Below are 17452 nucleotides of genomic sequence, written 5' to 3'. Positions count from 1 at the left end.
GCCTCATTCGTGAGGAGGAGGGGACCCGGCCTTGTGCCGGGTTCTTTCGTTTTCTCCGCTGTTTTCATTTTTTGCGATCTGTGGCATCACCGGCGCGGAGAAAGATCATGGCCAGCGACCCGCTTTACATCAGCAACCGTATCACCATCGCCGGCTGGGAGCTGACGGAGCAATTTGTGCTGGCCGGCGGGCCGGGCGGCCAGAACGTCAACAAGGTCTCGACGGCGGTTCAGCTGTTTTTCGACATTGCCAATTCGCCCTCCCTGTCGGAGCGGGTGAAGGTGAATGCCCTGCGCCTCGGTGGCAGGCGTGTGTCGAAAGAAGGCGTGCTGATGATCGAGGCGAGCCGGTTTCGCAGCCAGGAGCGCAATCGCGAAGATGCGCGCGAACGGCTGAAGGAGCTGATCCTCGAAGCCGCCGCCCCGCCGCCGCCGGTGCGTAAGGCCACCAAGCCGACCAAGGGCTCGGTCGAGCGCCGCCTGAAGGCGAAGTCCGGCCGCTCCGATATCAAGAAAATGCGCGGCAAGCCCTCGGGCGAATAGGGGCCAAATGTTTCGCGCTTGTCATAGAGCTTCAAATATCGTCTGGTAAGCCTCCCTACAACCAAGGAGGGTGCTATGGGTCTGTTCAATTTCATCAAGGAAGCGGGAAAGAAGCTCGGTATCGGCGGCGATGATGCGCCCGATGTCGAAGCGGTCAAAAAGGAACTCGCTTCCCACGATCTCGGCACGGACAAGGTTCAGGTCGAAGTGGTGGACGACAAGGTCGTTCTGAAGGGCGAAGTGGCCGATCAGTCGGTTTTTGAGAAGGCGGTCATCGCGGTCGGCAATACGCTCGGCATTTCCAAGGTCGAGGCCGGCGAGCTGAAAGTGGCCGAAGCGCCGGCGAAAGAACCCGTCTTCTACACCGTCAAGAAGGGCGACAATCTCTGGAAGATCGCGGAGGCGCAATATGGCAAGGCCAATGGCGCGAAGAACAACATCATCTTCGAAGCCAACAAGCCGATGCTGACCCATCCCGACAAGATTTATCCCGGCCAGGTCCTGCGTATTCCCGACCTTGCGTAATAACGGTTTTTAACCGTCGCAATGGAGATGCCGCCTTGTGCGGCATCTTTCACAATTTGCGAAGCGCCACCGTATCGATCAGGTGGTTCTTGCCTTTGCGTAGGATAAGGTCGGCGCGCGGGCGCGTCGGCACGATGTTCTGGCGCAGGTTTTTCAGGTTGATGTTCTGCCAGAGGCCTTCGGCAATGCTGAGCGCCGCTTCTTCACTGATGGACGCATAACGGTTGAAGAACGAATTGGGATCGCGGAAGGCGGTTTTTCGCAGATTCATGAATCGGTTCACATACCAGTTGTGAATGAGATCCTCATCCGCGTCGATATAGATCGAGAAATCGAAAAAGTCGGAAACGATCGGCACAATCCGCCCGCCCGCCGGCAGGTCGCGCGATTGCAGCACATTGATGCCTTCGAAGATCAGAATATCCGGCTGGTCGATGACAGTGAACTCGTTCGGCAGAACGTCATAGGTCAGGTGTGAATAGCGCGGTGCTTTCACATTCGGTTGGCCCGCCTTGATCGCCGACAGGAAACGCAGGAGCGCGCCGATATCGTAGCTTTCGGGAAAGCCCTTGCGCTCCATCAGGTTTTCGCGCCGCAGAACCTCATTCGGATAAAGAAATCCGTCTGTCGTGATGAGATCAACCTTCGGGCTGGAAGGCCAGCGCGCCAGAAGCTCCTTCAGGATACGCGCCGTCGTCGATTTGCCAACCGCCACAGAGCCGGCAATGCCGATGACAAAGGGCGTCTTGTTGACGTCAGCCATATTGAGAAAGCGGTTGCGCTGTTCGAACAGCAGCTGTGACGCCTCAACATGCGAGGATAAAAGGCGCGACAGCGACAGATAGATGCGCCGCACTTCGTCCAAATCGATAGGGTCGTCCAGCGAACGCAGCCGTTTGACCTCGTCGGCGGAAAGCGTCAGTGGCGTGTCGGCGCGAAACTTCGCCCATTCTTCCGAACTGTAGAAATGGTAGGGTGAATATTCATCCGGCCGGAAATGATCGAGTGTGCTCGGCATGCCTCTCTCCCCGCTGCCTGCCTCGACATTCATGGTGTCGGCCTCGCCGCCTTTTCCGCAAGGCCGGTTTGTCCGGTCCGGCGCTCCAGCTCGGCAAAAACGTCGCTTAAAGGAATGTCGGCGATCTTCAGTACCACCAGCAGATGGTAAAGCAGATCGGCGGCTTCGTTCTTCAGCCCGTCGTGGTCTTTCGCGATGGCTGCGATGACGGCTTCCACCGCCTCTTCGCCGAGTTTTTTCGCCGCACGTTCCTGGCCGGCAGCAACCAGCTTGGCCGTCCAGGATTCGTCAGGAGAGGCAGCGGCACGGGTCGCGACGATGCGTTCCAGATCGGAGAGGGAAAATGCGCTCATGAGAAGTTCCTGCAATCAGTCGAGACGCATGGCGATGCCATGCTCGGCCATGTAGCTCTTGGCTTCGCCGATCGAATAGGTGCCGAAATGGAAAATGGAAGCGGCAAGCACTGCGGTCGCATGGCCATCCCGAACGCCTGCCACCAGATCATCAAGCGTTCCGACGCCGCCAGAGGCGATGACGGGGACGCGAACCTGATCGGCAATGCTGCGGGTCAGACCAATATCATACCCGCTTTTGGTGCCGTCACGGTCCATCGAGGTGACGAGCAATTCACCCGCGCCGCGTTCGACCATTTTGATGGCGAATTCAACGGCGTCGATACCGGTCGGCTGGCGCCCGCCATGGGTAAAGATTTCCCAGCGGCCGGCTTCCCCGTCCTTCGAAACCCGCTTGGCGTCGATGGAGACGACGATGCACTGGTTTCCGAACTTGTCGGCGGCCTGCGCGACGAAATCAGGATCCTTCACCGCTGCGGAATTGATCGAGACCTTGTCGGCACCGCAGAGAAGCAGCTTGCGGATGTCAGCCACGGCGCGGACACCACCGCCGACAGTCAGCGGCATGAAGCAATGATCGGCCGTGCGCGATACCACGTCAAAGATCGTGTCGCGATTGTCTGAGGAGGCGGTAATGTCTAGAAAGCAGAGTTCGTCCGCTCCCGCCGCATCATAGGCTTTCGCCGCCTCGACGGGGTCACCGGCATCGATCAGGTCGATGAAGTTCACGCCCTTGACGACACGGCCGTCTTTCACATCAAGGCAGGGAATAACACGGGCTTTGAGGGTCATGCGTTTACCTCCTTAGCGGCCTTGATGAGGGCAAGCGCCTCGGCAGGATCGATGCGCCCATCATAAAGCGCGCGGCCCGAAATCGCACCCTCGAGCTTTGCGGCATCCGGCTGCAACATGCGTTTGATGTCTTCGATAGAGGCAAGGCCGCCGGAGGCGATGACCGGGATCGACACGGCATCCGCCAGTTCCAGCGTCGAGGCCCAGTTGATGCCTGCCAGAATGCCGTCACGATCGATATCGGTATAGATGATGGCCGCCACACCTGCGCCTTCGAAACGTTTGGCGAGTTCGATGACGCCGAGTTCGGAGGCTTCCGCCCAGCCTTCCACGGCAACCTTACCGCCCTTGGCGTCGATGCCGACGGCGACCTGCCCGGGAAAACGCTTACAGGCTTCCAGAACGAGAACCGGATCACGCACCGCCACGGTGCCGAGAATGACGCGCGCAAGCCCACGGCTCAGCCACGCTTCGATATGATCGAGCGTGCGGATGCCGCCGCCGAGCTGCACCGGGTTTTTCGTGGCTTTCAGAATGGCGTCGACCGCCTCGCCATTGACGGTCTCACCGGCGAAAGCGCCGTTGAGATCGACGACATGCAGCCATTCGAAACCCTGATCCTCGAAGGCCTTCGCCTGTGCGCCGGGGTCCGTATTGTAGACGGTGGCCTGCTCCATATCGCCGAGTTTCAGGCGAACGCATTGGCCGTCTTTAAGATCGATTGCGGGGAAAAGAATCATGTCAGGGCTTCCAGCGCAGGAAATTGGAAATCAGGGCGAGGCCGAGCGTCTGGCTTTTTTCCGGATGGAACTGCGCGCCCGCCATATTGTCACGACCGACGAAAGCCGTCATCGCGCCACCATAATTGGTGGTGGCGATGACATCCGTCGAGTGCTTGGCCGACAAATGATAGGAATGCACGAAATAGGCGTGCAGGCCGTCCGCGCCGGTCTTGATACCGTCGAAAAGCGGGTGAGCGTGGCGAATTTCCAGCGTGTTCCAACCGATCTGCGGGATCTTCAGGCTGGGATCGGACGGCGTCATTTCAACGACATCGCCCTCAATCCAGCCGAGCCCGGTGCTGACAGTCTTTTCCAGCCCGCGCGAGGACATGAGCTGCATGCCGACGCAGATGCCGAGGAAGGGGTGCGCTTTTTTCTCGACGGCTTCGATGAGTGCGTCATGCATGTCGGGCACGGCGTCGAGGCCCGCGCGGCAATCCGCATAGGCGCCGACACCCGGCAGGACGATGCGGTCCGCCGAGGCGACGTGATCCGGCTTGTCGGTCAGGTCGATTGTTGCATTGATGCCGGCTTCGCGGGCGGCACGCTCGAAAGCTTTGGTGGCCGAACGCAGATTGCCCGAACCGTAGTCGATGATCGCGACGCGCATGTCAGCGCCTTCCATTCAAGTCGAAAAGAAACGATCCTGCGGGATCGTTGACGAAATTTTTGTCGCCGCTCTTTTGCGGCGAAGGAGACCAGACCGGCTGGGACAGCTGTTCCGCCGTTTCGGCGTCTTCGGAGAGACCGGAGAAATATATGTCTTCGGCGCTCGAAAGATCAGGGGCGGAAACGACTGACGTCAGCTTCCAGCCTTTGCGGATCAGGTGCCGGACGAGAAAATTGCGTCCCTCCAGCGCCGTGATGATCCCGATAGCGAAACCGCAGAGAAGGCCAACTGGTTCGAATCCGGCTAATATCGAGATCTGGCCGGCCAGGATGAGCGCGATGATGACGACGGCCGTCGCCAGCCAGAGCCGGTTGATGGCGAGCCAAAGCCAGGGCGCAATCAGGGCCAGCCAGACGAAACGGTCGGCAATGAAGCGGGTCGTCTTGTGGTCCCTGTCCGGCCCGTTGGGGGCTTCCAGAACGAGATAGCTTGTCATGGGCTTCCTGACAGCTTTGGCGTCAGGCCAGCATGCCCTTTGTCGAGGGAACGCGGCCTGCCTGCCGGGGGTCGATCTCGGTTGCCGTGCGAAGAACGCGGGCAACGGCCTTAAAGCATGTTTCGGCGATATGATGGTTGTTGGCGCCGTAATGGTTCAGGATATGCAGCGTGATGCCGGCATTCTGGGCGAGCGCCTGAAAGAATTCGCGCACCAGCTCGGTATCGAAGGTGCCGATCTTCGGTGCGGAAAAATTGACGTTCCAGACGAGAAAGGGCCGGCCGGAAATATCGACGGCGGCCTTGGTCATCGTCTCGTCCATGGCAAGATCGAGCGAGGCATAACGGGTAATGCCGCGCCGGTCGCCCAGCGCCTTGGCAATCGCCTGGCCGATGGCAATACCGGTATCTTCCACGGTGTGGTGGTCATCGATATGCAGGTCGCCCTTGACCTCGATCTCCATGTCTATCAGGGAATGGCGGCTCAGCTGGTCCAGCATATGGTCGAAAAATCCCACACCGGTGGAAATTGTCGACTTGCCGGTGCCGTCGATATCCACGCGCACCGAAACCGCGGTTTCGTTGGTCTTGCGGATAATCTCGCCTTTACGTTCTGCCATTTTGGCCGCTCCGTGAAAATGTTGCCGTTCCTTATCAGCACGGGACACAAATATCCAGTTGTTCCATCGTCTTGCATGACACGCCGAAAACGGTGCGTCGCCGCGAAGATTGCAATCGTGAAAAGCAAACTTACATAGAAACCGAGAAGGGCCGCATCCGGCCCGTTAACCCCAGGCCCGGCAGGGCAGACAGGTGTTTGATGACAACAATTATTACAGTCAGAAAGGGCGGCAAGGTCGTCATGGCTGGCGATGGCCAGGTGAGCCTTGGCCAGACGGTCATGAAGGGCAATGCCCGTAAGGTTCGCCGTATCGGCAAAGGTGAAGTGATTGCCGGTTTTGCCGGTGCGACGGCGGATGCCTTCACGCTGCTCGACCGTCTTGAGAAGAAACTCGAGCAATATCCGGGCCAGCTCATGCGCGCCGCCGTCGAGCTCGCGAAGGACTGGCGCACGGATAAATATCTGCGCAATCTTGAAGCGATGATGCTGGTGGCCGATAAAACCACCACGCTTGCCATCACCGGTAATGGCGATGTGCTGGAACCGGAACACGGCGCGATCGCCATCGGTTCCGGCGGCAATTACGCCTTTGCGGCGGCCCGCGCCATGATGGACACAGACAAGTCCGCCGAAGAGGTGGCGCGCCAGTCGCTCGATATTGCAGCCGATATCTGCGTTTATACTAACCACAATCTCGTCGTCGAAACCCTCGACGCTGAGTAAGCTCAATTTCTCACCAATGGGTCCTGTGGGCCGGGCCTGGATGGCCGGCCGGAGCAGGAAAGCCGAGAGGATAGAATGACAACTTTTTCTCCCCGGGAAATCGTCTCGGAACTCGACCGCTTCATCATCGGCCAGCATGAAGCCAAGCGTGCGGTCGCGATTGCGCTGCGTAATCGCTGGCGCCGCCAGCAGCTCGATGAGAGCCTGCGCGACGAAGTCATGCCCAAGAATATTCTGATGATCGGACCGACAGGTGTCGGCAAGACGGAGATTTCGCGCCGTCTCGCCAAGCTTGCCGGCGCCCCCTTTATCAAGGTCGAAGCCACGAAGTTCACCGAAGTCGGCTATGTTGGCCGCGATGTCGAACAGATCATCCGCGATCTGGTCGAGATCGGCATTGGCCTCGTGCGTGAAAAGAAACGCGCAGAAGTGCAGGCCAAGGCGCATCAGAGCGCCGAGGAACGGGTGCTCGATGCGCTGGTGGGATCCACGGCATCGCCCGGCACGCGTGAAAGCTTCCGCAAGAAGTTGCGTGATGGCGAGCTGGACGACAAGGAAATCGACATCGAGGTGGCGGATAGCGGCTCGGGCATGCCCGGTTTCGAAATTCCTGGCATGCCGGGCGCCAATATCGGCGTTCTCAACCTGTCGGAAATGTTCGGCAAGGCCATGGGCGGACGCACCAAGAAGGTGCGCACGACGGTATCAAAATCCTATGCCGATCTCATCCGCGACGAATCCGACAAGCTGCTCGACAATGAAATGATCCAGCGCGAAGCGGTGAAATCGGTCGAAAATGACGGCATCGTTTTCCTCGACGAGATCGACAAGATCGCCGCCCGCGATGGCGGCATGGGCGCGGGCGTCTCGCGTGAAGGCGTGCAGCGCGACCTGCTGCCGCTGGTCGAAGGCACCACAGTCTCGACGAAATATGGCCCTGTCAAAACCGACCACGTCCTGTTCATCGCATCGGGCGCGTTCCATGTGGCGAAGCCTTCGGATCTTCTGCCGGAACTTCAGGGTCGCCTGCCGATCCGCGTCGAGCTGAAGCCGCTGACGAAGGAGGATTTCCGCCGTATCCTGACGGAAACGGAAGCAAGCCTTATCCGCCAGTACAAGGCGCTGATGGCGACGGAAGAACTGAATCTCGATTTCACCGATGACGCAATCGATGCTCTGGCCGATGTGGCCGTTCATCTCAATTCGTCGGTCGAGAACATCGGTGCGCGTCGCCTGCAGACGGTGATGGAGCGCGTTCTGGACGAGATTTCCTTCAACGCGCCGGATCGCGGCGGCTCCGCCATCAAGATCGACCAGGAATATGTCAAAAAACATGTGGGCGATCTCGCCGCCGACACGGATTTGTCGCGCTACATTCTCTGAAGACTTCGGGGATCCGAGAAAGAAGAGTGCGGCCATATTTGCCGCACTCTTTTATTTTATCCGCCTTGTCTCGCATTCAGCCCGCATTTTGTTTATGGGAAGGGCTGCATTCCGGTTGGAACCGCTTTAGTGGAATGATCCGGTTTTTCCAGCGTATTTCGCTGGCAGAAGCCGCAGGCTTGAGAAAAGGCATTCGCTCGTGCGCAAAACTCTTCTGGCATTTGCCGCTGCTTTGACGTTTACCGTCGCCGCGTCTTCTTACGTCGAAGCCGCGACGGTCGTTCCGCCGGGCAATCGCAATGCCGAACAGCCGGGCGTGCCCGGTGCTTCCGCAAAAAGAACCAAGGCGTCTAACACCTCTTTCGAGCGCAAATACCAGAAGGTCATCGAGCTTTTGTCCTCCGACAAGGCCCTGATTACCAAGATCAAGTCGACGGCCGGGCGCTATGGCATCGATCCGATCCATATGATCGGCGCGATCGTAGGCGAGCATACCTATAATGTCGACGCTTATGACCGGCTGCAGTCCTATTACGTCAAGGCCGCCTCCTATGCCGGCGGCAGCTTCCGTTTCGGCTACAAGGACGAAACCATCGCGCAGTTTCTGACGCATTCGCAATTTGCCAAATGCCAGTCGAAAAAGGATTCCTACGGCCTCTGGAATTGCCGTGAAGACGTCTGGGACGATAGTTTCCGTGGCAAGACCGTTGATGGCGTTGCCTATCCGAACAACCGTTTCAGCGCCGTATTCTTCCAGCCCTTTTATGCCGGCCAGACCTTTGGCCTCGGCCAGATCAATCCGCTGACGGCGCTGATGTTGTCCGACATGGTGTCGAGAACCTCCGGTTACGAGAAGCTGGATGAAAACGACGCCACAGCGGTCTATACGGCGATCATGGACCCGGACCGGTCACTCGCCTTCATGGCCGCCTCCATCCGCAAGTCTATCGATGATTACCGGTCGATTGCCGATATGGATATTTCGAAAAATCCGGGCGTGACCTCCACGCTTTATAATGTCGGCGGGTCGCAGCAGCGTGCTGCCGCGCTTGCCCAGAAGAACCGCCAGCGCGCCTCGGGCGGGGAGCAGCCCCTGTTGCCAGAGGAAAATTATTACGGCTGGCTGGTGAACGACCGCATCAAGGACCTGCAGGCTCTTTTATAGAAAAAGGCGACTATCACCCGCATTATTTCCAAAACGGAAATAATATTTGGCTGCCTGCCGCAATTGACGAGCGCCCGTCTCCGCGTCCAATCTGTGCTTCCAGAATAGAGGAGGCGCATGTGAGCCGCACGAATAAATTCGGTCTTTCCATCGATGACAGGCTTTATGCCTTTTTGACTGACGACGTCCTGCCGGGCAGGGGTCTGGACAGTGAGGCGTTCTTCGAAGGTTTTTCGACCATTGTTCACGAGCTTTCTCCGAAGAACCGTGAATTGTTGGCAAAACGCGACGCCCTGCAGGAAAAACTGGATGGTTGGTATCGGCAGAATGGTGCTCCGGTAGATTTTGACGCCTATGAGAGCTTTCTGAAGGAAATCGGCTATCTGCTGCCGGAAGGCCCAGACTTCAAGGTGGAAACCAGCAATGTCGACCCTGAAATTGCTGCCGTTGCCGGCCCGCAGCTCGTCGTTCCCGTTATGAATGCACGTTATGCACTGAATGCCGCGAATGCCCGCTGGGGTTCACTTTACGATGCGCTTTATGGCACGGACGCCATTTCCGATGCTGACGATGCAGAAAAGGGCAGGGGCTATAACCCAAGGCGCGGCGAGAAGGTCATCGCCTGGGCTCGCAACTTCCTCGATGAATCCGCGCCGCTGGAGACGGGAAGCTGGTCCGATGTGACCGGTTTCAAGATCGAGGATGGCCTGTTGCAGCTCGCCACCGGCGACGCCAAGACTGGCCTCACGGATGCAGCCCAGTTCAAGGGTTTCAGCGGCGAGGCGGTAAAGCCTGCAACGATCCTGCTTGGCAAGAACGGTTTGCACACCGAAATCGTCATCGATCCCTCGACCGAAATCGGCAAGGGCGACAAGGCGGGCATCTCCGATGTCATTCTTGAATCGGCGCTGACGACCATCATGGATTGTGAGGATTCGGTTGCTGCCGTCGACGCCGAGGATAAGGTGCTGGTTTATGGCAACTGGCTTGGCCTGATGCGCGGCGACCTGACGGAGGAGGTTTCGAAGGGCGGCAAGACCTTCACCCGCAGCCTCAATCCGGATCGCTATTACACGGCTCCCAATGGCGCGGCGCTGACGCTGCCGGGCCGTTCCCTGATGCTGGTGCGCAATGTCGGTCATCTCATGACCAATCCGGCGATCCTCGACAGGGACGGCCGCGAGGTGCCTGAGGGCATCATGGATGCCGTCGTCACGGCGCTGATCGCTCTTTATGATGTTGGCCCGTCCGGGCGTCGTCAGAATTCCCGTGCCGGTTCGATGTATGTGGTCAAGCCGAAGATGCACGGGCCGGAGGAAGTGGCCTTCGCCAATGAAACCTTCAGTCAGGTCGAAAAGCTTGTAGGCATGACGCCGAACACCATGAAAATGGGCATCATGGATGAGGAGCGCCGTACCACGATCAACCTCAAGGAGAGCATTCGCGCTGCGAAGGATCGCGTCGTTTTCATCAATACTGGCTTCCTCGACCGCACGGGCGACGAAATCCACACCTCGATGGAAGCAGGTCCGATGATCCGCAAGGGCGATATGAAGCAGGCGGCGTGGATCGCTGCTTACGAGAACTGGAACGTTGATATCGGCCTCGAATGTGGCCTTTCCGGTCATGCGCAGATCGGCAAGGGCATGTGGGCCATGCCGGATCTGATGGCGGCGATGCTGGAGCAGAAGATCGCGCACCCCAAGGCTGGCGCCAACACGGCCTGGGTGCCTTCGCCGACGGCGGCGACGCTGCATGCCACGCATTATCACAAGGTCGATGTCGCTTCGGTGCAGGAAGGATTGAAAAGCCGCGGCCGTGCAAAGCTTTCCGATATTCTGTCGGTGCCGGTCGCGCCGCGTCCCAACTGGACGCCGGAAGAAATCCAGCGTGAACTCGACAACAATGCGCAGGGTATTCTCGGATATGTCGTGCGCTGGGTCGATCAGGGCGTCGGCTGCTCCAAGGTGCCCGATATCAACAATATCGGGCTGATGGAGGACCGCGCCACGCTTCGCATTTCCGCGCAGCACATGGCGAACTGGCTGCGCCATGGCGTGGTGACAGAGGAACAGATCGTCGAGACCATGAAGCGCATGGCCGCCGTGGTCGATACACAGAATGCGGGTGATCCGGCCTATCTGCCGATGGCATCCGATTTCGACGGATCGGTGGCATTTCAGGCGGCTGTCGAACTGGTGCTGAAGGGCCGCGAACAGCCGAATGGTTACACCGAACCGGTTCTGCACCGTCGTCGTCTGGAACTGAAGGCCAAACAGGCGGCCTGAAACCGTCAGCAGTCCTGAGAAACAAAAAAGCCGCCGGGGGATATCCACGGCGGCCTTTTCTTATCCGTTATCTGATCCTTACTGGATCACGACGACTTTCGTGCTGCGGCCAGGGCGGACGCGGCTGTAGAGGTCGATGACGTCCTGGTTGATCATGCGGATGCAGCCGGAGGAGGCGGCGGTGCCGATCGAGGCCCATTCGGGCGAACCATGGATGCGGAACAGCGTATCCTGTCCCTTTTCGTTGAAGAGATACATGGCGCGCGCGCCGAGCGGGTTGGAAAGGCCCGGGCCCATGCCGGCCTCGACATACTTGGCCACTTCCGGCTTGCGGTCCGCCATTTCCTTCGGCGGATGCCACATCGGCCATTCCTGCTTCCAGGCGACATAGGCTTCACCGGCCCAGGCGAAGCCCGCCTTGCCGACGCCGATGCCGTAACGAACCGCACGGTTGCCGGAGAGGATGTAATAGAGGTAACGCTCGCGCGTGTTGACGATGATGGTGCCGGCGCGCTCGGATGTCTGGAATTCGACGATCTGACGGCGGTACTTCTCGTTAACGCGGTTGATCGGAATGGCCGGCAGCGCATAGCCCGCATCGGTCACGGGACCGTAAACATCGTTGAAGATCTGGACGGTCTCAACCTTCGCCGGAACGGGGTCAGCAACCGGTACTGACGCTGCGATCTTGCCGGATGTCGGAACGGAGGATTGGGAGGTAGTTTCGGCGCAGCCGGCCAGAGCCAGTGCTGCCGTCAGACCGAGTAAGGTCAATGGAGTGCGGATGCGCATGTCGTTCTCGCGGAAAATTCGCCAAATTGTGCGAAGGAGTAGGCTTAATTGGATAAATCGGTTATTTTCCATTAAGCCGCTCTTGGCAAGCCGTTGCGCCGCCGGGAGGCGGTTGCGCCTTTAAAATTGCCGGTTGATTGCCTTTTTGCAACAATAGGCCAAACGCTTCAGCAGCCTTTATCCATGACTATTCTTTCCGTTACCAACAATAATCCGTTAATCGACGGACGCCAGTCGGACAAGGCGATGCTGGTGCGCCGCGGCGTTCAGGTGCTTCTGCACGAAATGCGCCATTCGGTGTTGCCGGAGTTGCCGCTTGCAAGCGGGCGACGGGCCGATCTCATCAGTCTGTCGGTCAAGGGTGAAATCTGGATCATCGAAATCAAATCCTCCATCGAGGATTTCCGTGTCGATCGCAAATGGCCTGAATATCGCCTGCATTGCGACCGGCTGTTCTTCGCCACCCATTCGGAGGTTCCGACCGATATATTCCCGGAGGAATGCGGGCTGATCCTGTCGGATGGGTATGGTGCCCACATGCTGCGCGATGCGCCGGAACATAAATTGCCGCCGGCGACCCGCAAATCGGTGATGCTGGATTTTTCAAGAACCGCTGCGACCCGGCTGATGCTGGCGGAATGGACAACCGGGCGCAGCTTCGGCGAATAATACCGTTACTTTGGGGCGCGTTTCGCGAGAATGCGCTGCAGGGTGCGCCGGTGCATATTGAGCCGGCGCGCCGTTTCCGAAACGTTGCGCTCGCACATTTCGTAAACGCGCTGAATATGCTCCCACCGAACCCGGTCTGCCGACATGGGGTTTTCGGGAACTTCGGTCTTTTCACCCTTGCGCTGCGTCAGCGCATTGAAGACATCATCCGCATCGGCGGGCTTTGCCAGATAGTCCAGCGCCCCAAGTTTCACGGCGGTAACGGCGGTTGCAATATTGCCATAGCCGGTCAGAACGACGATCTGCGTATCGTCCCGGTTCTGCCTGATCGCCTCGATGACTTCCAGACCATTGCCATCCGCAAGCCTCAGATCGACCACCGCGTACTTCGGCGGCGCAGCCCTGGAGCGGGCAATACCGTCACTCACCGTCTCGGCCGTATCGACGGCAAAGCCCCGTGTTTCCATTGCCCGGGCAAGCCGGCGCAAAAACGGGCCGTCATCATCGACAATCAGCAACGACCTGTCGGGTCCGATCGGATCGCCGTCGTCCGTTGGCGCGCTGATGGAGTTGTTCTCGTCTTCTGTCTTCATGTTTGCGGCCTTCCGGCAACTTCGTCGGCTTTGTTTTCTTCTTCTTATCGCCGCTTCAACGTGGATGGTAAAGTCAACGGTTTCTTTTATCGTCCATAAGTGCTCGAGGCCAGACGATTGTGACCCTTGCTCCCTTTTCGCTTGTGCCACGATTTTCAAAAGTGACACTGGCGCCGGAGCGCTCCAGCAGGGTCTTGGCGATGAAAAGCCCGAGCCCGAGCCCGCCCGCCCGTGTGTCGTTGTGACGTTCGGTCACATAGGGCTCGCCGATGCGGGCAAGCACATCATGGGCATAACCCGGCCCGTCGTCTTCAATGATGACGGCGACGTTCTGCTGATCGTAATCCACCGTTACGGTGACCTTTTCCCGCGCATAATCCACGCCGTTTTCAATGAGGTTGCCAAGACCGTAGATGATACCGGCATTGCGGATACCGACCGGCTCGTCGGCGCGATTGTTCTTGTCAACGAGTTCGAGGCGGATGCCGAATTCCCGGTGCGGCGCCATCACCTCCTCGATCAGCGAGGAGAGCGGCAGGCGGCGCATATGTTCTTCGTTGTCGGTGGAAAGAGAGGTGAGCCGGCGCAGAATATCGCGGCATCTTTCGCTCTGGCTGCGCAGCAGCGCTATATCTTCGCCAAATTTTTCGTCATGCCCAAGTTCCCGCTCCATCTCCTTCGCGACGACGCTGATTGTTGCGAGCGGCGTGCCAAGCTCATGTGCCGCGGCCGCCGCCAACCCATCCAGCTGTGAGAGATGTTTTTCCCGCTCCAGCACCAGTTCGGTTGCAGCCAGCGCATCCGCCAGCTGGTTTGCCTCATGCGAAACGCGATAGGCGTAAAAGGCCGCAAACGAGGTCGTGGCGATGATCGCGACCCAGGTGCCGACATGCAGCAGAAGCTGGATCGGCAAAACCTCGCCGGGATACCACGGAACCGGAAAGGGAGAAAAAGCGATCGCTGTCGAGCAGATGACGGCAAAGGCGAGAAGAATAAGCGAGTGCCGAAGCGGCTGTGAGGCAAACGCTATGATGACCTGCACGCAGATCAGCGGCGCGAACGGATTGGAGAGACCACCCGTGATGTAGATAAGCGCCGTCAATTGCAGCAGGTCGAAGGCCAGCAGCAATGTCGCTTCCCAGGGCTCCAGCCGATAAGTTGAGGGAAAACGGGCGGTGAGAAACAGGTTGGCGAGCGCCAGTGCCGCAATCAATAGGCCGCAGGCCAGAAGCGGCAGGGGGAAATTGAGCCCGAAGGCAACAAGCAGGATTGTCGCCGTCTGTCCGGCAACCGCCAGCCAGCGCAGCCAGACAATGGTCTGCAGCCTTATCCTGCGGCTGGCGCGGCCAAGCCTCGTGGTTTCGATCGAATGGCCAGCCACTTTTGTCTCCTTTACCCTATTCAGCGTCATCACGTCCCGCGCGGTTTTGCACGGCTGGTCGGCAGCGCCGACGCCGGGTCTTCCGGCCATGGATGGCGTGGATAACGCCCGCGCATGTCCGCCCTCACATCCTTCCAGGACCCCGCCCAGAAGCCGGGAAGATCGCGCGTCGTCTGTATCGGCCTGTGTGCCGGCGAGGTCAATTCCAAGAGCAGCGGCAACCGCCCCTGCGCAATGGACGGGTGGGCTCTCAGCCCAAAAAGCTCCTGTACACGGATGGAAAGCGTGGGTTCGCTGGCATCGTAACGGATAGGGTGCCGCTGGCCGGTCGGTGCTTCGAAATGCGTGGGTGCCAGCCTGCCGAGGTCGCGCGCCACCTCACGCGGCACCAGAGACAGGATTCCTTCGGAGAGACTACCAGACCGAATGTCCTGCAGGCTGCGCGCGCCGTTCTGAAAAGGGACGAACCATTCGTCCAGCCGCGAAAGCAAAGCCTCGTCGCTGACATCAGGCCAGGGGTCGCCGATACTGGCGTTCAGAAAGCCGATTCTGTCGCGCAGCTGCAGCGTCTCTTTCGAAAAAGGAAGAATGTCGATGCCGAATTCCCTGATACCATTGGCGAGCGCCTGTGCCGCCTGTTCACCCTCGGGGCGGGGCAGGGGTGTTTCGTCGAGGATGATGGCGCCAAGCCGCGTCACCCTTCGCGCGCGCGCCTGGCCGCTCGCCCTGTCGAAAAGCAGCTGGTCCTGCTGAACGATGAGGTGCGGCATCCGCTCTTCTATATCGACCCTCTCGATGCCCGCCGCCGCAAGGATGCGCGGTTGCGCCGCCCGTCCGGTAATATCGGCCACGACAAGCATCTTGTTCGCCGCCAGACGCTCGGTCTCGGCAAGCTCCCCGCCCCGCCCATTGGCCATCACATAACGTCCGCGCGCGCCACGCTGGAGCGCGATCCTGTCCGGATAGGCATGCAGCAGGAGCGCACCGGCCTCACCCGGCAACTCGGCTGTCGCGGTTTTATCGCCGATCGCATCGAACAGCCTCGATGCCAGCTTGCGCGCCGCCTGCGCCCTTTCGCTTCTGTCGGAAAGAAAGCGTCGCAGCCGTTCATCGAGATCGATGTCGTTTCCGCCGAGCCCCTGTTCCGTCAGCATGACGGCGAGCATCGCCGCCTTTTTCCCTGCACCCTCGCTCGCCGCCGCAATCACCATGGCTGCCAGCCGCGGCGGCAGCGAAAGGCCGCGCATCAGACGACCGCGCTGCGTCAGCGCGCCGCCTTTGTCGAGGGCGCCCAGATTTTTGAGAAGCGCCACCGATTCTTTAAGTGCGGCTTCGGGGGGCGTATCCAGAAAGGCAAGAGAAGACGGGTCCTGAACACCCCAATGGGCGAGATCGAGCGCAAGACCGGCAAGATCGCTCGCCAGAATTTGCGGTGGCGTAAAGGCGTTGAGCGCCGCCGTCTGTCCCTGATGCCACAGGCGGATCGCAACACCGGGTTCCGTTCGCCCGGCGCGGCCCGCCCGCTGGTCGGCGGAAGCGCGCGACACCCGCACCGTTTCGAGCCTCGTGATTCCGGTTGCCGGTTCGAAGACGGACAGTCGCTGCAATCCGCTGTCGATCACGACACGCACGCCATCGATGGTAATGGATGTTTCGGCAATCGAGGTGGCCAGCACGATCTTGCGCCGTCCTGCCGGCGCCGGCTTTATCGCTGCGTCCTGCTCCTTCTGCGAAAGATTGCCGTAAAGCGGGATGATATCCGTATCATTGGGAAAACGCCCCTCCAGCCGTGCGGCCGTTCGGGTAATTTCCGCCTGTCCCGGCAGAAAGGCAAGGATGGAGCCGGTTTCCGATGTATGGGCTTCGGTGATCGCCCTGGTGACTTTCTCTTCAATCGGTGCGCCCTGCCAACGATCCTCATAGCGGACGTCGATCCAAAACGTTCGCCCAAGGCTCTGAATGACCGGGGCGTCTGCCATGAGCGCGCTGATGCGTTCGACATCGAGAGTGGCGGACATGACGAGGATGCGCAGATCGTCTCGCAATCCATCCTGCACGTCGAGTGCAAGCGCCAGCCCGAAATCGCCATCGAGCGAACGTTCATGAAACTCGTCGAAAATCACTGTCGAAACGCCGGCAAGTTCCGGATCGTCCAGAACCATGCGGGCAAACACGCCTTCGGTCACCACCTCTATCCGGGTTTTTGAGGAGATGCGATTGTCGAGCCGCATGCGGTAGCCGACAGTTTGCCCGACTTCTTCGTGAAGCAGCTCGGCCATGCGCCCGGCCGCGGCCCGGGCGGCAAGCCGGCGCGGTTCGAGAAGAATGATCTTGCCGTCACCCCGCCAGTCCTGCTGCAAAAGATGAAGCGGCACCAGCGTCGTTTTACCCGCGCCCGGAGGGGCTGAAAGAACTGCGCGCTTCGCCCCGGCCAGGGCCTCGGCGATATCGCCCAGAACGGCTCTGACGGGAAGTTCGGGCAATTCAGTCTTCATAGGGACGGACGTTCTGGTCATGCAAACAGGCCTGCGGCGATTTGGGGGTAAGTGTCTTATATGCCGTTTCTAATGCACGACCCTGCGCTTTGACAGCCGTATGTAAGGATAAGGCAAATGCTCCGCCGGCAAAATTGCGGTTCCCGGCGCGCTATTTGCAATGAGGCATGGAGGGGAGACATCCGGCCTGTGGTGAAACGTCTGAAGATTCCGCCCCTTTCCCC

At 59.3% G+C, this 17452-nt stretch carries 18 protein-coding genes; 7 read left to right on the top strand and 11 right to left on the bottom strand.

All coding sequences use genetic code 11. The features are described 5' to 3' along the window. Positions 1-107: 107 nt before the first annotated feature. Together arfB and lysM are read left to right on the top strand one after the other, a co-directional pair. Positions 108-542, top strand: a complete 435-nt coding sequence (gene arfB / locus WDZ78_RS15255) for an alternative ribosome rescue aminoacyl-tRNA hydrolase ArfB (protein ID WP_020808742.1) — start codon at positions 108-110, stop codon at positions 540-542. Between the two features lie 75 nt (positions 543-617). Next, positions 618-1067, top strand: a complete 450-nt coding sequence (gene lysM, locus WDZ78_RS15250; protein WP_020010677.1) for a peptidoglycan-binding protein LysM — start codon at positions 618-620, stop codon at positions 1065-1067. A 49-nt stretch (positions 1068-1116) separates the two neighbouring features. On the opposite strand, the gene coaA is transcribed toward lysM, so the two are convergent. From coaA to hisB, 7 genes are read right to left on the bottom strand one after another with little or no spacing between them, the layout of a single operon-like run. After that, on the bottom strand, positions 1117-2118 hold the full coding sequence (coaA, locus tag WDZ78_RS15245; protein ID WP_020010676.1) for a type I pantothenate kinase: 1002 nt from the start codon (positions 2116-2118) through the stop codon (positions 1117-1119). Continuing rightward, positions 2115-2438 carry a phosphoribosyl-ATP diphosphatase gene (locus WDZ78_RS15240; protein ID WP_425673492.1) on the bottom strand — a complete coding sequence of 108 codons (324 nt, stop codon included), beginning with the start codon at positions 2436-2438 and terminating at the stop codon, positions 2115-2117. The genes coaA and WDZ78_RS15240 overlap by 4 nt, the downstream gene beginning before the upstream one ends. 15 nt (positions 2439-2453) lie before the next feature. Then, the gene (gene hisF, locus WDZ78_RS15235; RefSeq protein WP_425673491.1) at positions 2454-3230 is read right to left on the bottom strand and encodes an imidazole glycerol phosphate synthase subunit HisF; all 777 of its coding nucleotides are present in this window, start codon (positions 3228-3230) and stop codon (positions 2454-2456) included. After that, positions 3227-3970, bottom strand: coding sequence for a 1-(5-phosphoribosyl)-5-[(5-phosphoribosylamino)methylideneamino]imidazole-4-carboxamide isomerase (gene hisA / locus WDZ78_RS15230; protein WP_425673490.1), 744 nt, complete (start codon positions 3968-3970; stop codon positions 3227-3229). The genes hisF and hisA overlap by 4 nt, the downstream gene beginning before the upstream one ends. Position 3971: 1 nt before the next feature. Beyond that, positions 3972-4622 (bottom strand): imidazole glycerol phosphate synthase subunit HisH, encoded by a 651-nt coding sequence (hisH, locus tag WDZ78_RS15225; protein WP_425673489.1) that lies wholly within the window; start codon positions 4620-4622, stop codon positions 3972-3974. A 1-nt stretch (position 4623) separates the two neighbouring features. Next, the gene (locus WDZ78_RS15220) at positions 4624-5118 is read right to left on the bottom strand and encodes a DUF2628 domain-containing protein (RefSeq protein WP_425673488.1); all 495 of its coding nucleotides are present in this window, start codon (positions 5116-5118) and stop codon (positions 4624-4626) included. Between the two features lie 22 nt (positions 5119-5140). Continuing rightward, positions 5141-5737, bottom strand: coding sequence for an imidazoleglycerol-phosphate dehydratase HisB (gene hisB / locus WDZ78_RS15215; RefSeq protein ID WP_020010670.1), 597 nt, complete (start codon positions 5735-5737; stop codon positions 5141-5143). A 200-nt stretch (positions 5738-5937) separates the two neighbouring features. Here hisB and hslV point away from each other — a divergent pair, with 200 nt between their 5' ends. From hslV to WDZ78_RS15195, 4 genes are all read left to right on the top strand, one after another. Then, positions 5938-6462 (top strand): ATP-dependent protease subunit HslV, encoded by a 525-nt coding sequence (hslV, locus tag WDZ78_RS15210; protein WP_003505389.1) that lies wholly within the window; start codon positions 5938-5940, stop codon positions 6460-6462. Between the two features lie 75 nt (positions 6463-6537). Continuing rightward, positions 6538-7845: an ATP-dependent protease ATPase subunit HslU gene (hslU, locus tag WDZ78_RS15205; RefSeq protein ID WP_425673487.1), complete on the top strand. Its 1308-nt coding sequence runs from the start codon at positions 6538-6540 to the stop codon at positions 7843-7845. Positions 7846-8044: 199 nt separating this feature from the next. Then, positions 8045-9010 (top strand): DUF1402 family protein, encoded by a 966-nt coding sequence (locus WDZ78_RS15200; RefSeq protein WP_425673486.1) that lies wholly within the window; start codon positions 8045-8047, stop codon positions 9008-9010. Between the two features lie 119 nt (positions 9011-9129). Further along, complete coding sequence (locus WDZ78_RS15195; RefSeq protein ID WP_425673485.1) at positions 9130-11298, top strand: malate synthase G; 2169 nt, start codon at positions 9130-9132, stop codon at positions 11296-11298. Between the two features lie 78 nt (positions 11299-11376). Here the strand turns inward: WDZ78_RS15195 and WDZ78_RS15190 are convergent, their stop codons facing one another. Next, the gene (locus WDZ78_RS15190) at positions 11377-12090 is read right to left on the bottom strand and encodes a L,D-transpeptidase (protein WP_020010665.1); all 714 of its coding nucleotides are present in this window, start codon (positions 12088-12090) and stop codon (positions 11377-11379) included. Positions 12091-12273: 183 nt separating this feature from the next. Here WDZ78_RS15190 and WDZ78_RS15185 point away from each other — a divergent pair, with 183 nt between their 5' ends. Further along, complete coding sequence (locus WDZ78_RS15185; protein ID WP_020010664.1) at positions 12274-12759, top strand: MmcB family DNA repair protein; 486 nt, start codon at positions 12274-12276, stop codon at positions 12757-12759. Positions 12760-12764: 5 nt separating this feature from the next. On the opposite strand, the gene WDZ78_RS15180 is transcribed toward WDZ78_RS15185, so the two are convergent. The 3 genes from WDZ78_RS15180 to hrpB form a co-directional block, all read right to left on the bottom strand. Then, on the bottom strand, positions 12765-13352 hold the full coding sequence (locus WDZ78_RS15180; protein WP_020010663.1) for an ActR/PrrA/RegA family redox response regulator transcription factor: 588 nt from the start codon (positions 13350-13352) through the stop codon (positions 12765-12767). Between the two features lie 73 nt (positions 13353-13425). Continuing rightward, positions 13426-14733 (bottom strand): two-component system sensor histidine kinase ActS, encoded by a 1308-nt coding sequence (actS, locus tag WDZ78_RS15175; protein ID WP_081629558.1) that lies wholly within the window; start codon positions 14731-14733, stop codon positions 13426-13428. A gap of 29 nt (positions 14734-14762) precedes the next feature. Beyond that, positions 14763-17228: an ATP-dependent helicase HrpB gene (hrpB, locus tag WDZ78_RS15170; RefSeq protein WP_020010661.1), complete on the bottom strand. Its 2466-nt coding sequence runs from the start codon at positions 17226-17228 to the stop codon at positions 14763-14765. Positions 17229-17452 lie beyond the last annotated feature (224 nt).

Origin of the sequence: Agrobacterium sp. M50-1 (assembly GCF_049843495.1) — a bacterium.
Lineage (GTDB): Bacteria > Pseudomonadota > Alphaproteobacteria > Rhizobiales > Rhizobiaceae > Agrobacterium > Agrobacterium radiobacter.
Note: the sequence above shows the minus strand (reverse complement) of the source record. Positions and strands in the feature narration are given on the sequence as shown.